Source organism: Pseudomonas sp. SR18 (assembly GCF_023701505.1).
Lineage (GTDB): Bacteria > Pseudomonadota > Gammaproteobacteria > Pseudomonadales > Pseudomonadaceae > Aquipseudomonas > Aquipseudomonas cyclaminis.
In genome coordinates this window covers 208,183-222,282 of sequence record NZ_JAMQAU010000002.1, presented here as the reverse complement: position 1 = coordinate 222,282, position 14,100 = coordinate 208,183, and the positions used below count along the sequence as shown (strand labels likewise).

Below are 14,100 nucleotides of genomic sequence, written 5' to 3'. Positions count from 1 at the left end.
CCATGTCCTGGAACAATCGCGTGGTCTGGTCGGAAGGCATGTTCATCGGAACGCAGCACTTCCAGCAGCATGACCGTTACCTGGAAAACCTGATCGACGCCCGCAGCCGCCCATTGGCCGCCGGTGCCTGGGGGTTTTCCGAGTTGCTGATCGACCAGGGCCTGCTGGCCCAGGGCAAGCTGGCCATCGTCTCGGCACGGGGTCTGCTGCCTGACGGCACGCCGTTCAATATCCCCCAGGATGACCTGGCACCAAGCCCGCTGAACATCGACGACAACCTGCGCGACGGCCTGGTGTACCTGGCCTTGCCGCTCAAGCGCGCCGGTGCGCGGGACACGGTTGATGAAGGCGAAGCCCTGGAGGCTGCGCGCTACGTAAGCCAGGTGCGCGAAGTGCGCGACGACAACGCGCCGTTCGAAAACCGCGCGCCAGTGGCCGTGGGTTCCCGTGCGTTGCGCCTATTGACCGCCCAGGACGGCATCAGCGACTACGCCGCCATCGGCCTGGTGCGCATCAAGGAAAAGCGCGCCGACCGCGCCCTGGTGCTCGATGACACCTACATTCCACCGGTATTGGATGTGGCCGCGAGCAAACCGCTGACGGCGTTTCGCAGCGAACTGCTGGGCCTGTTGCACCAGCGCGGTGAGGCCCTGGCCGGCCGCGTGGTCGCGTCGGGCGCCGGTGGTGCATCGGAGATTGCTGATTTCATGCTGCTGCAACTGGTCAACCGCGCCCAGCCGCTGATCCAGCATTTCAGCCAGTTGAGCCCGCTGCACCCGGAGCGCTTCTTCAGCGAACTGGTGAGCCTGGCCGGTGAGTTCTCGACCTTTTCCACTGCGGGCCGTCGTCCCCAGGAATACCCGCAGTACCAGCACGATGACCTGGCCCTGAGCTACGCCCCGGTGATGGCTGCCTTGCGTGAAGCGCTGTCGATGCTGATCGACAGCAAGGCCACGCCGATTCCGATTGTCGAGAAAGCCTACGGCATTCACGTGGCGATGCTTGCCGACAAGACCCTGCTCGACAACGCCAGTTTCATCCTGGTGGTGCGTGCCGATGTGCCCGGCGAAACCCTGCGCGGCCGCTTCGGCCAGCAGAGCAAGGTCGGCGCGGTGGAGCACATCCGTGACATGGTCAACCTGCAACTGCCGGGCATCGGCCTGGTGCCCTTGCCGGTGGCGCCGCGCCAATTGCCGTACCACGCGGGCAGCACCTATTACGAGCTGGACCGCGGCAGTGAGCATTGGCAGCAACTGAGCAACTCCGGCGGTTTTGCTTTCCACATCGCCGGGCAGTTCCCGGGCTTGAACCTGGCCTTCTGGGCGATCCGAGGATAATCCGCGATGCATCCCAATGATGACGACCGCACCCAGTTCATGCCGCGCCCAGGTGGCCGTGCGCCGGAACCTGCACGGGCAGAACCGGCCCCGCTGTCGATGCCGGCTGCACCGATGCTCACCGGCAAAAGCCAGGGGCTGAACCCACTGGAAAGCGCCGCTGGCCCACTGCTGGCCTTGCTGACGCGCCTGCGCAATACCATCGCCCACCCGGCGCCAGCCAGCCTGCGCGCGCAATTGCTGGCCTACCTGCGCCAGTTCGAAGAGCGCGCCGAAGCCGCCGGTGTGGCGCGCAACGAAGTGCTGCTGGCCCGTTACGCGCTGTGCACCGCCCTCGATGAAGCCGTGTTGAGCACGCCGTGGGGCAGCACCAGCGATTGGGGCAAGCAAAGCCTGCTGATCACCGTGCACAACGAAGCCTGGGGCGGCGAGAAAGTCTTCCAGTTGCTCGACCACTGCCTGCAAAGCCCACGGGAACGCCTGTACCTGCTGGAACTGTTGTACCTGTGCATGTGCCTGGGTTTTGAAGGCCGCTACCGCGTGATGAACGACGGTCGCAGCCAGTTGGAAGCCTTGCGCGAGCGCACCGCTGCCGCGATTCGCAGTGCCCGTGGCGAGCATGAACGTGAGCTGTCGCCGCACTGGCGCGGCGTGACCGTGGCGCGGGACCGCCTGGCGCAATTCATGCCGCCGTGGATCGCCGTGGCCATTGGCGTGGCGCTGCTGCTGGCGTTGCTGTTCACCTTGCGCATGCTGCTGGCGTCGCAGGCGGAGCCGGTGTTCAAGAATATCCATGCCCTGGGCGAGATCCCGGTGCAGGCCATCGACCGTCCAGTGGCGCAGCCCAAGGTCATCGAACGGCCGCGTCTGGCCGGGTTCCTGGCCGAAGACATCAAGGCCGGTCGCGTGGCCGTGGAAGATAAAGTCGACCGTTCGGTGGTCACCATTCGTGGCGATGAACTGTTCGCATCGGCCAGCTCCAGCATTGTCGACGACTACCAGCCGCTGATGCTGCGCATCGCCGATGCCATCCGCAAGGTCAAGGGGCAGGTGCGCGTCACCGGCCACAGCGACAATCGCCCGATTGCCACGCTGCGCTTCCCGTCCAACTGGGCGCTGTCCGAAGCGCGGGCCAAGTCGGTGCTGGAGATCCTCGCGGCCAAGACCGGCCAGGCGGATCGCTTCAGTGCCGAGGGCAGAAGCGACACCGAGCCGTTGGCCACCAACAGCACAGCCGAAGGCCGCGCCCGCAATCGTCGGGTTGAAATCACCGTATTGGCGGAGGGCGTCGAGTGAAGGCGTTTTTCAGTTTCATGATTCGCTGGGTGATCCCGGTATTGGGCCTGATCGCCCTGAGCCTGATCATCTGGTTTGTCGGGCCGTTGCTCGACGTGCTGGTGCCGCAAGGGCGCCGCTGGGCGCTGATCATCCTGATGTTCGGGGTGTGGATCGCCTACCGCGTGTTCCGCATCATCCAGGCCCGCCGTCAGGCCGCCGAAGTGATGCGCAGCCTGGCCGCCGAAACCCCGGCCGACCCCAACAGCGTGGCCACCGCCGAAGAGTTGTCGACCCTGCGCCAGCGCATGGACGAAGCCCTCGCGCTGTTGAAAAAAGCCAAGCTCGGCGGTGACGAGCGGCGCAATCTGTACGAGCTGCCGTGGTACGTGATCATCGGTCCGCCGGGTTCGGGCAAGACCACCGCACTGGTCAATTCCGGGCTGCACTTTCCGTTGGCCGCGCAATTGGGCGCCGGTGCGGTGCGCGGCGTCGGCGGTACGCGCAATTGCGATTGGTGGTTCACCGATCAGGCCGTCTTGCTCGACACCGCTGGCCGCTACACCACCCAGGACAGCAACTCCACGGTGGATAAAGCCGCGTGGCTGGGCTTTCTCGACCTGCTGAAAAAGCAGCGTTCACGCCGGCCCATCGACGGTGCGTTTATCGCCATCAGCCTCTCGGATCTGCTGCTCGGCACCGACGCCGAGCGCGCCGCCCATGCGGCTGCGATTCGCCTGCGTATCCAGGAGCTGTACACCCAATTGGGCGTACGTTTCCCGATCTACCTGATGCTGACCAAGCTCGATCTGGTGCCGGGTTTCATGGAGTACTTCGATAACCTGAGCAAGGAAGACCGCGCCCAGGTGTGGGGTATGACCTTTGCCTTGGACGACGGCAAAAACAGCGACAGCCCGTTGGCCCATCTGCAAAGCGAATTCGCAGGATTAGAGCAGCGCCTCAACGAGCGTCTGGTGGAGCGCCTGCAACAGGAACGCGACCCGGCGCGGCGCGACCTGATCTACGGCTTCCCGCAGCAGTTCGGCGCGTTGAAGGATTGCCTGCAAAGCTTTCTCGAAGGCGTGTTCAAACCCAATGCCTTTGAAGAGCGCGTGCTGTTGCGCGGTGTGTATTTCACCAGCGGCACCCAGGAAGGCAGCCCGATTGACCGCCTGATCGGCGCCATGGCCCAGAGCATGAACCTGGACCGCCAGCATCTGGCACGCCAGAGCGGCACCGGGCGCAGCTACTTCATCGAAAAGTTGTTCACTGCCGTGGCGTTTGCCGAGCGTGGCCTGGTGGGTGTGAACCCGAAGGTCGAACGCCGGCGCAAGTGGATCGCACGCGGTGTACTCGCGGCTACGGTGGCGTTGGTGGTGGTGGTCAGCGGCCTGTGGTGGGTGAGTTATCGCGCCAACCAGGCGTATATCGCCCAGGTCGACCAAAAGGTCGCGCCGCTGGGCCAGACTGTGCAGAACCTGAGCCCGGCGCAGCGTGAAGTCCTTGCGGTGCTGCCGTTGCTCAACGCAGTGAAGAACCTTGCTGGGGATTCGCCGAGCTGGTCCGAAGGCCTGGGCTTGTATCAAGGCGACATGCTCGAAGCCGAATCCGCCAGCGTGTACCGCAAGCTGCTGATCGCGGTGTTCGCGCCGCGTCTGGTGACGCGCATCGAAGAGCAACTGCACGGCGGCGGCAACTCGGATTTCCTCTACGAAGGCCTCAAGGCCTATCTGATGCTGGCCGACAGCGAGCATTACGATCCGGACTTCATTAAGGCCTGGATCGCCCTCGACTGGGATCGCAACCTGCCCCGCGACCTGCCGGCCGACCAGCGCCAGGCGTTGACCGGGCACTTGCAGGCGCTGTTCGATCGTCACCCGCCGAACGCACGCCTTGATCCGCGCCTGATCGATGACCTGCGCCGCCAACTGCAACAGCTGCCGGTGGCCCAGCGTGTCTACGACCGGGTCAAACGCCAGAAACTGCCCGAAGGCATCCCGGACTTTCGCATCAACGAAGCCGCTGGCCGTGATGCCGCGCTGGTGTTCAGCCGTAAAAGCGGCAAGCCGTTGGGCGAGCCGTTGAGTGGGTTTTTTACCGCCAAGGGCTATCGCCAGGCCTTCCTGCTGAGCAGCCTGAACCAGACCGGCACCCTCGCTGAAGAGCAGTGGGTGCTGGGCCACGAGCAGGCCGATCAACAGAACGTGGTGAGCCTGGCCGCCGATGTGCGTCGCCTGTATTTCCAGGACTACCAGCGCCAGTGGGATGCCTTGCTCGCCGATATCGACTTTGTGCCAATCACCAGCGTGGCCCAGGCGGCCGATGTGCTGCGGGTGATTTCCGGGCCGACGTCACCGCTGAAAAAGCTGCTGGTGGCGGTGGCCAGGGAAACGGACCTGCAAGCCGAAGAGCGTCAGCTGGCCGCCAAAGGCGTACCGGTTGAAGGCGGTGTCGACAAGCTCAAGGAGCGCCTGGGCAGTCTGCTCGGCCAGGAACAACCGACCGGCAATGCACCGCAGGCGGCGGATGACCCGGTGACCGCGCACTTTGCCGAACTCAACAGCATCGTCAGCAAGAATGAAGGCGAGCCGGCGGCGATCGATGGCCTGCTGTCGGACATGAACGCGCTGTATGTGCAGGTCAGCGCCATGGTCGGCGCCAGCGGCGATGCGCTGCTCGGCGAAGCCAAGAATCAGGCGGCGGCTGCGGCGACGCGGGTCAGCCTGAATGCCGAACGCCAGCCGCCGCTGGTGCAGGGCATGGTCAAGTCGGTGGTCAATTCCACCACCAACAGCATGATGGGTGGGGTGCGTAACCAGCTGAACGCGGCCTGGGTCAGCGAAGTGGTCAACGTGTATCGCCAGTCCCTGGCAGGGCGTTACCCGATGTCGCCGGGCAGTGCGCGGGACGCCACGCTGGATGACTTCGGGCAGTTCTTCGGCGTGGGCGGGGTGATGGACAACTACTTCCGCAAATACCTGCAACCCTACGTGGACACGTCTGCGCAGACCTGGCGCTGGCAGCCGGGCGCTGCGCAGAAGCTGGGGATCGCGCCGGGGGTGCTGCAAACCTTCCAGCGCGCCGCGACGATTCGTGATGCGTTCTTCCGGTCGGGGGGCACCCAGCCCATCGTGCGTTTCGAACTCAAGCCGGTGTCGATGGACCCGACGATTACCCAGTTCCTGCTCGATCTCGACGGCCAGCAACTGAGCTACGACCACGGCCCAAGCCGCCCGGTAGCGATGCAATGGCCGAACCCCGGCAGCATTGGCGTGGTGCGGATTTCCATCATGCCGCCATCGGCCAGTGGCCGCTCGGGCGTGACCCTCGACGGCCCGTGGGCGTGGTTCCGCCTGCTGGAGCAATCGGACCTTACTGCCGGCAACTCGCCGGACCGCTTCAACCTGCGCCTGCGGGTCGACGGCGCGAGCATCGCCTACGAGTTGCGCGCCAACAGTGCTTTCAACCCGTTCAAGAGCCGTGTGCTCAACGGCTTCAGCCTGCCGGAGCGGCTATGACGACCCTGGGTTTCTACGGCAAGTTGGCCAGTCGCGGGGACTTTGTCAGCCGCGCCTTGCCCCAGAGTTTTGTTGGCCCGTGGGACAGCTGGCTGGCGGCGGGTTTGCTCGCCAGCCAGAACCGCCTGGGCGATGATTGGCTCAACGTGTACCTGGTCAGCCCGCTGTGGCGCTTTGTGCTGGCGCCGGGCGTGTGCGGGCCGGACGCAGTGGCGGGCGTGGTGATGCCGAGCATTGATCGGGTCGGGCGCTATTTCCCGTTGGCGGTGGTGGCCTTGCTTGATCACGACACCAATCCCGCCTCGCTGGTGGGCGGGCCGGACACGTGGTTCGTGCAGGCCGAAGAGCTGTTGCTCAGCACCCTGGACAGCGGCGCGACTTTCGAAAGCTTCAACGACGGCCTCGACAGCCTGGGCTTGCCAGCGACTGAGCCGCGTGCGGTCGACAGCCGTTTCGCGGGCCTGCAACGGGTGTCCGCCACCGTGCCCCATGGGCGCATGACCGCGCTTGCCGAACAGGCCTGCGAGGGCGCGAGCCTGTGGTGGGGCCGAGGCTCGGAACGTATTTCCCCTGGTTTATTACGGTGTCAGGGCTTGCCCGCCGCCAGCGATTTTGCGCAGTTTCTGCTCGGACAAGAAGGTGTGGTGTAGATGGGCGCGACGTACAAATCCGCGAGCAAAAGCCATGTGGGCATGGTGCGCCAGGTCAACGAAGATGCGTGCCTGGACCTGCCGGAAAACCGCCTGTGGGTGGTCGCCGATGGCATGGGCGGGCATGCGGCGGGCGACTATGTCAGCAGCCTGATCGTCGACAGCCTGCGCAGTGTGCCGTTGGGCCGCTCCCTCGACGAATACTCGGCCGCCCTGCGCAATGACCTGATCCGCATCAACGCCACCGTACGCGAAGAAACCGCCAACCGTGGCGTGACCATGATGGGCAGCACCGTGGTAGTACTGGCTGCCCGTGGCTTGCGCGGCGTCTGCCTGTGGGCCGGCGACAGTCGCCTGTATCGCCTGCGTGACGGCGTGCTTGAAGGCATCTCCCGCGACCACAGCTACGTGCAAGACCTGCAAGACAGCGGCCTGCTCAGCGAAGCCGACGCCCGCACACATCCGCGCGCCAATATCGTCACCCGCGCCGTGGGTGTGGAAGCGCAGTTGGAGGTGGCGGTGCTCGACCTGTTGATCGCCCCCGGTGACAGCTACCTGTTGTGCAGCGATGGCCTGAACAAGACCGTTGAAGACCACGAAATCCGCGAAGTGCTCAGCCACGATGCGCCGGATGAAATTGTGCGCAGCCTGGTGCACCTGGGGCTCAATCGCGGCGCGCCGGACAACATCACCGCCATCGTTGTGAAGGTATCGGCATGAATATCGTGATTCCTGGCTACGACATCGAAGGCGAGATCGGCGAAGGCGCCATGGCCAGCGTGTACCTGGCGACCCAGCGCTCGCTGGAGCGCAAGGTGGCGCTGAAGGTGATGGCGGCGGCACTGGCCGCCGACCCGAGCTTCTGCGAGCGCTTCCTGCGTGAGGGCAAGACCCTGGCGCGGCTGTCGCACCCGCATACCGTGACCATCCATGACATCGGCAATGTCGGTGAGCTGTATTACATGGCCATGGAGTTTTTGCCCAACGGCACGCTCAAGGAGCGCATCGCTGCCGGTATGACGCCGGAGCAGGGCGTGACGCTGATCCGCCAGATCGCCTCGGCACTGGGCTATGCCCACGGGCAAGGCTTGGTGCACCGCGACGTCAAGCCCGCGAACATCCTGTTCCGCGCTGACGGCACGGCGGTGTTGTCGGACTTTGGCATCGCGAAGTCCCTGGACGACCGCACCCAGTTCACCCAGGCCGGTTTTGCCGTGGGCACGCCGAGCTACATGAGCCCCGAACAGGCGCGGGGCCAGGAGATCGATGGCCGCGCCGATCTGTATGCGCTGGGCGTCGTGCTCTACGAAATTCTCGTCGGTAAGCTGCCGTACAGCGGCACCGACGCGCTGTCCACCGCGCTGGCGCACCTGACCGAACCGTTGCCGGAATTGCCGGTGCACCACGGTCGTTATCAGGGCGTGTTGCGCAAGTTGTTGGCCAAGGATCCGGCCGAGCGGTTCCCGGATGCGGCGGCGTTGTTATTGGCGCTGGATCAATTACCGATGGAATCGCCCGAGGCCACCCTGGTGCGCCCGATTCCGCTGAGTTTCGACCTGGGCGGCATCACGCCGGAGTCCATCGAAATCCCCACGGCCAAACCCGAGCCGGTGCGTCAACCGGTGGTGCCGCCGACGCAGCACAGCGAGCAGCGTCGCGGGCCGGTGTTGGCGCTGGCGGCGGTGGCTGTGGCGGTTGCCCTGGCGATTGGCGGTGCTTCCTATTGGTGGCTGAGTGGCGATGATGAGCCCGCCAAGCCGCCGGCCGCTGCAGTGCCTGCGGCAACGCCGGCAGCAACGCCCGCAGCAACACCCGCGGCGGCAGCGGTTGAGGCGGATGGCGGTCAGCGTCCGTTGCTGATGGCGGGCAAGAAAACCCTGTTCCAGCGCGTCCTCAGCAAACCGGGCGCGAAGCTTGCGGATGAGGCCGGCAGCGCGCCAGGTAAAGCCCTGCCGGCGTTTTCGGTGCTCTACGTGTACCAACGCAAGGACGTCGACGGCCAGCCGTGGGTGCGCGTCGGCACCGCCACCGACGGGCGCAGCGACGGTTGGCTGCCGGCCGCCCAGGTCAGCGACTGGAAGCAGAGCCTGGTGCTCAAGTTCACCGAGCGCTCGGGCCGTGCGCCGGTGATGTTCCTGCGCCAATCCGGCGAAGTGGAAAAGCTGCTCGCCGACCCGGCCGCCGCCAAGGGGGCGTTGGCCAAGGCGCAGAAAAACAGCGAAGACAACGCGCAAATCCTCGCCCTGGAACCCACCGCCAGCGCGGTGCCGCAGAACCAGTTCTACCTGTTGCCGATCTTCGACTCCAAGGAGAGCTTCGACGAAAACGGCCAGCCGGTGCAGTTGCTCAATGTCGCTTCGATCGACCCCGGCAGCAGCCCAGCGGCCAAGCCCGCGACGCCGGTGATCAACGCCAATGCCGATGCCTTCCGCACCGCCGTGGTGCTGGTGGTAGACACCACGGTGTCGATGCAGCCGTATATCGACCAGATTCGCGACGTAGTCCATGAGCTGCAAACCCGCATCGGCGAGCGCGGCGAGTTGGACAGCGTCAGCTTTGGCATGGTGGGTTTTCGCAGCAGCATCAAGAAAACCCCTGGCCTGGAATACGTGGCCAAAACCCTGATCAGCCTCGACCAGGGCCGCGACCCGCAACGCTTCCTGGACATGGCGCGGCAGGTCAAAGCCTCCAGCGTGTCGAGCCATTCGTTCAACGAAGACGCATTTGCCGGGGTGATGCAGGCGGTGGACGGCATGGATTGGTCCGGCTATGGCGGGCGCATCATCCTGCTGGTCACCGATGCGGGTGCGCTGCGCAAGAACGACCCGTTTGCCGCCACCCAGATGAACGAAGCCGAAGTGCGCCAGGCGGCGCTGGGCAAGCAGATCAAGATCTACGCCCTGCACCTGCGCACCGACGCCGGCAAGAAAACCCACGCCGGCGCCGAGAGCCAGTACCGCATCCTCACCGCCGACGCCAACCCGCAGATCGGCGACCTGTACACACCGGTGCCCGGTGGCGATGTGCGCAAGCTGGGTGAGCGTGTCGACGAGATCGGCAGCGTGTTCGCCAACCTGGTGCACCAGGTGCGCAGCAACACGCCGCAGCCTGTGCCGATGCTCAGTTCGGCGCCGACCCTGGCGGACAAATCTGCCGCTGTGGGTTACGCCATGCACATGGACTTCCTCGGCCGCAAAACCGCGAGCCAGGCACCGCAACTGGTGAGTGCCTGGACCGCCGACCGCGACCTGACCAACCCGGCGCTGCCGGCTTTCCAGGTGTGCGTGATGCTGACCAAGTTGCAGCTCAACGACTTGCAGCAGTCGTTGAAACTGATCGTCGACGCGGCGCGCAAGACCCAGACCTCACCCAAGGATTTCTTCCAGGAAATCGCCAGCGCCTCGGCTTACATGAGCCGCGACCCGCAAGCCCTGCGCAAGGGCGGCAACCTGGCAGACGGCGGCATCCTCGGCGAATACCTGGAAGGCCTGCCGTACCGCAGCAAGTCGCTGAACATGACCCAGGATTTGTGGTTGTCGTTGAGCGTGGCTGAGCAGGAAGACTTTATCGACGAGCTGGATTCGAAAATCCGCCTCTACGAAACCTTCCATAACGACGTCGCCAACTGGGTCCGTTTCGGCGATGCCGAGCCGGGCGATGCGTTGTACCGCGTGCCGTTGTCGACGTTGCCGTGATGCTGAACCTGAGCGCGGTGCACAAGAGCCGGGGCGTCGGGAGCCAGCGCTACAGCCTGGTGATCCCGGCGCTGCACCTGCGTGCCGGGGAGCAGTTGGCGATTGTCGGGCCCAGCGGTTGCGGCAAGAGCACCTTGCTGGACTTGCTGGCGCTGGTCCTGGCGCCGGATCAGGTCGGGCAGTTTGACTTCAATGCTGTCGACATCGGCGGCCTGTGGCGTGCCGATCAGCAATCGCGCCTGGCGCAGTTGCGCAGCCAACACCTGGGTTATGTACTGCAAACCGGCGGGCTGCTGGGGTTTCTTGATGTGCGCGGGAATATCGCCTTGTCCCGGCAACTGTTGGGCCTGGAGGACGATGGCAGTGTGGCGCGCCTGGCCCAACAGCTGGAAATCAGCGACCAGTTGGCGAAGAAGCCCTCGGCGCTGTCGGTGGGCCAGCGCCAGCGTGTGAGCTGCGCCCGCGCCCTGGCCCATGCACCGCAACTGGTGCTGGCGGATGAGCCGACCGCCTCCCTCGACCCGCTGAACGCCGAGCGTGTGATGCACGCGCTGCTGACCCAGGCCCGCGAACACCGCGCCGCCTGTGTGATCGCCACCCATGACGAGCCCCTGGCCCGCGCCAGTGGCTTGCTGATACGGCGTATCAGTTGCCGCCGCGATGCCGACGGTGGCGTCACTGCCACCCTTGGGGAGGCGTGCTGATGCGCATCCCCTTGATCGCTTCGCTGGCCTGGCAGGATTACCGCAACGACGCCTGGCTGTCGGCCTGTTCGGTGTTGGCATTGGTGGCGGTGATCGCGCCGTTGCTGGTGTTATTCGGCCTGAAATTTGGACTGGTTAGCAGTTTGACCGAACGTTTGCAGACCGACCCGGCTACCCGTGAAATTATTCCGCTGGGCGGTGGTCGATTCAGCAGCGGATTTATCGAGCAGCTTGGCCAGCGCAGCGATGTGGCGTTCGCCGTGCCGCGCACGCGGCAGATTGCGGCGACGGCGCAGGTGGGCGCGCTGACCTTGGAAATGCTGCCGACGGCGCCGGGTGATCCGTTGTTGGGTGCTGTGGCGCTGCCGCAGGGCCTGGGTCAGATCGTGCTGAGCCACACCGCTGCCGAGAAACTGGCGGCGCGGCCTGGGGATTTATTGGAAACCCGCTTTGCCCGCCAGGTCGCAGGGCGTGTCGAGGAGCAACGCACACGGGTGCAAGTGGTGGGGGTGCTGCCGCTGGAAGCGTTCGCCCGTGATGGTCTGTTCGCCGCGCCGGGCTTGCTGGAAGCGGCGGAAGATTACCGCGACGGCCGTGCTGTACCGGCGCTGGGATGGGCAGGTGATGAGGTCGCTGTGACTGAACAGCGGGTCTATCCGGCGTTTCGCTTGTATGCGCGCAGCCTCGGCGATGTGGAGCCGTTACGGGTGTATTTCGCTGGGCAGAACCTGTTGGTGTCGACCCAGGCAAACGCCATCGCCCAGGTGCAGTCGTTGAGCCGCAACCTGTCGATCGTATTCTGGGTCATCGCTGGGTTGGCGTTGGCGGGGGCATTTGCGGCGATCTTCGCCGGTGCCTTGGCCGCCGTGGCGCGCAAGCGTCGGGAATTGTCGGTGTTGCGTCTGTTGGGGTTTTCCACCGGCGCGTTGCTGTTGTTCGTGGTGGTGCAGGCGCTCTACAGCGCAGGGTTTGCCGCCGTGCTCAGTGCCGGGCTGTATGGCCTGGCCGAGGCGGCGTTAAACACGTTATTTGTGCAGGTGCCGGGCGAACACGCCAGTCACCTGCTGGCGCGTCATTACGGCCTGGCCCTGGTTGCAGTCCTCGGCGTCAGCGCCGTGGCGGCGGCGTGTGGGGGTTGGCGAGTGGCGCGTATCCAGGCTTCTGAAGGAATCAGAGATGTATAAGTTACTGGGCGCCGCCCTGGCGCTGAGCCTGGCCTCGATGGCCTGGGCCGATGAAGCAAGCGATAAACTGGACAACCCCAAACCGTTGCCGGATGACGTGAGCCTGCCGCTGCCGTGCGAGGGCAATATGGTGTTCCGCTACGCCTACGTGCTGGCCCAGGGCACCCTGGACGACCGCGAGATCAGCCTCGGCTACCCCTTCGCCGAGGGCGAGGCCGGTTACCAGCAGTCGTTTATTTCCGGCTACCGCCGCGATTTTATCAACGGCCAGTTCACCCTCAAGGATTTGCCGAAAGACTGGAACAAAGTCATCGCGCCGTTGATGCCCAAGACCGACGCCAAGACGCCACTCAAGCCGATGCTGTACTTCATCGGCAAGTACGAAGTGACCGCGCGCCAATACGCCCAGGTCATGGCCCAGGCGCAGTCCCTGGCCAGCGGTGAACCGGCCCCCGCCTGCGATGCGCCGACCGGCATGGCCGCGCGTTTGCCCAAGGTGAAACTGTCGCGTTTTGAGGCTGAGCGCTTCTCGGCGGTGTACAGCGCGTGGCTGATGAAATACCACCGCGAGTTGCTGCCGGTCAGTGGTCGCGGTTCGTCGGCAGAAGACGGCGGCCTGGGTTTTGTGCGCCTGCCCACCGAAGTGGAGTGGGAGTTTGCCGCACGCGGTGGCCAGGCGGTGAGCCGTCAGGATCTGGAAGGGCGCCTGTTCCCGCGTCGCGTCGAAGGCAGCGAAAGTGATGGCCCGCTGGGTGACTACGCTGTGTTCAACCAAGTCGCCGGCGGTACTGGCCAGGCGGCGCGCCTGATGCCCATCGGCACCAAATTGCCCAATCCGATTGGCATGTTCGACGTGATCGGCAATGCGGCGGAGATGGTCCAGGAGTCTTTTCAATTGGTCCATGCCGGGCGACGTCAGGGCACCTATGGCGGCTTCGTGGTCAAGGGCGGCAACTACCTGGAAGGCGAGGGTACGCTGTTCACCGGCATGCGCCGCGAATACCCGCTGTTCGCCGCCGATGGCACTGAGCAAAGCAACGAAACCACGGGTTTTCGCGTAGCGATTGGCGCGCTGTCGGCGCCACGTTCGCGTTACAAGGAGCTGTTTGTGCAGTGGCAAAAAGAAGGGCGCCTTGCCGCGCTCACCGACGCCATCGACGACGCCCAGGACCCGACCAAACGCCTGGACAGCATCATCGCCGCCAGCGTTGACCCCAAGCTGCAAGCCGAACTGGGGCTGGTCAACGAAGAGCTCAAGCGCAATGTCTCGCTGATCGCCCAGCAACGCGAAGAAGCTGCGGGCAATCTGATCCAGTCGGCCGCGTTGGTGGCCGAGACCATCAGCAACTACAACATCCGCCTGGCCAACCTGCAGAAGAGTCGCCAACAGTCTCTGGACAACAAGGACGAGGCCAGTGCGAAGCTGTTTGATATGGCCATTGCCAACGGCCGCAGCGCCCTCGACGGCGCGGTGGCGATTTACATCGACAACCTGGCCACCGGCACGCGCTACACCGATGCGGTGATCCAGGCGCAGTTTCAACGGATCAAGGAAGAGTTGGATCGCAAGCCCGTGCTCGGCAAGAGCCTGGTGACGCGCGCAACACTGTTCGTCCGCCATGTCGGCAACTACCGCAAGCAACAGCGGGCCGACCCGGCGACGATCTTGAAGGAACTGCTCGCAGCGAGCGGTCAGCGGTCTTGACCGTTGGTTGTGCGGCGAGCTTGGAAGGGACT

9 protein-coding genes are annotated in these 14,100 nt (G+C 64.8%); all 9 read left to right on the top strand.

Annotated elements, in window-relative coordinates; translation table 11 throughout:
* The first annotated feature begins 2 nt into the window (after positions 1–2).
* Genes tssK through NDJ82_RS04845 form a run of 9 tightly spaced genes read left to right on the top strand, consistent with a single transcriptional unit; the run spans position 3 to position 14,068 of the window.
* Complete coding sequence (gene tssK / locus NDJ82_RS04885) at positions 3–1,337, top strand: type VI secretion system baseplate subunit TssK (protein WP_099586035.1); 1,335 nt, start codon at positions 3–5, stop codon at positions 1,335–1,337.
* Between the two features lie 6 nt (positions 1,338–1,343).
* On the top strand, positions 1,344–2,633 hold the full coding sequence (locus tag NDJ82_RS04880; RefSeq protein WP_099586034.1) for a DotU family type VI secretion system protein: 1,290 nt from the start codon (positions 1,344–1,346) through the stop codon (positions 2,631–2,633).
* Positions 2,630–6,130 carry a type VI secretion system membrane subunit TssM gene (tssM, locus tag NDJ82_RS04875; protein WP_099586033.1) on the top strand — a complete coding sequence of 1,167 codons (3,501 nt, stop codon included), beginning with the start codon at positions 2,630–2,632 and terminating at the stop codon, positions 6,128–6,130. The genes NDJ82_RS04880 and tssM overlap by 4 nt, the downstream gene beginning before the upstream one ends.
* Entirely contained in the window at positions 6,127–6,780 is a 654-nt protein-coding gene (gene tagF / locus NDJ82_RS04870; RefSeq protein ID WP_250925019.1) for a type VI secretion system-associated protein TagF, read from the top strand. The genes tssM and tagF overlap by 4 nt, the downstream gene beginning before the upstream one ends.
* Positions 6,781–7,500, top strand: coding sequence for a PP2C family protein-serine/threonine phosphatase (locus NDJ82_RS04865; protein ID WP_158879247.1), 720 nt, complete (start codon positions 6,781–6,783; stop codon positions 7,498–7,500).
* Positions 7,497–10,475: a serine/threonine-protein kinase gene (locus NDJ82_RS04860; RefSeq protein WP_250925018.1), complete on the top strand. Its 2,979-nt coding sequence runs from the start codon at positions 7,497–7,499 to the stop codon at positions 10,473–10,475. Before NDJ82_RS04865 ends, NDJ82_RS04860 begins: the two co-directional genes overlap by 4 nt.
* Positions 10,475–11,179, top strand: coding sequence for an ABC transporter ATP-binding protein (locus NDJ82_RS04855; protein ID WP_250925017.1), 705 nt, complete (start codon positions 10,475–10,477; stop codon positions 11,177–11,179). Before NDJ82_RS04860 ends, NDJ82_RS04855 begins: the two co-directional genes overlap by 1 nt.
* The gene (locus NDJ82_RS04850) at positions 11,179–12,363 is read left to right on the top strand and encodes an ABC transporter permease family protein (protein WP_250925016.1); all 1,185 of its coding nucleotides are present in this window, start codon (positions 11,179–11,181) and stop codon (positions 12,361–12,363) included. The genes NDJ82_RS04855 and NDJ82_RS04850 overlap by 1 nt, the downstream gene beginning before the upstream one ends.
* Positions 12,356–14,068 (top strand): formylglycine-generating enzyme family protein, encoded by a 1,713-nt coding sequence (locus NDJ82_RS04845; RefSeq protein WP_250925015.1) that lies wholly within the window; start codon positions 12,356–12,358, stop codon positions 14,066–14,068. The genes NDJ82_RS04850 and NDJ82_RS04845 overlap by 8 nt, the downstream gene beginning before the upstream one ends.
* The last annotated feature ends 32 nt before the right edge of the window (positions 14,069–14,100 follow it).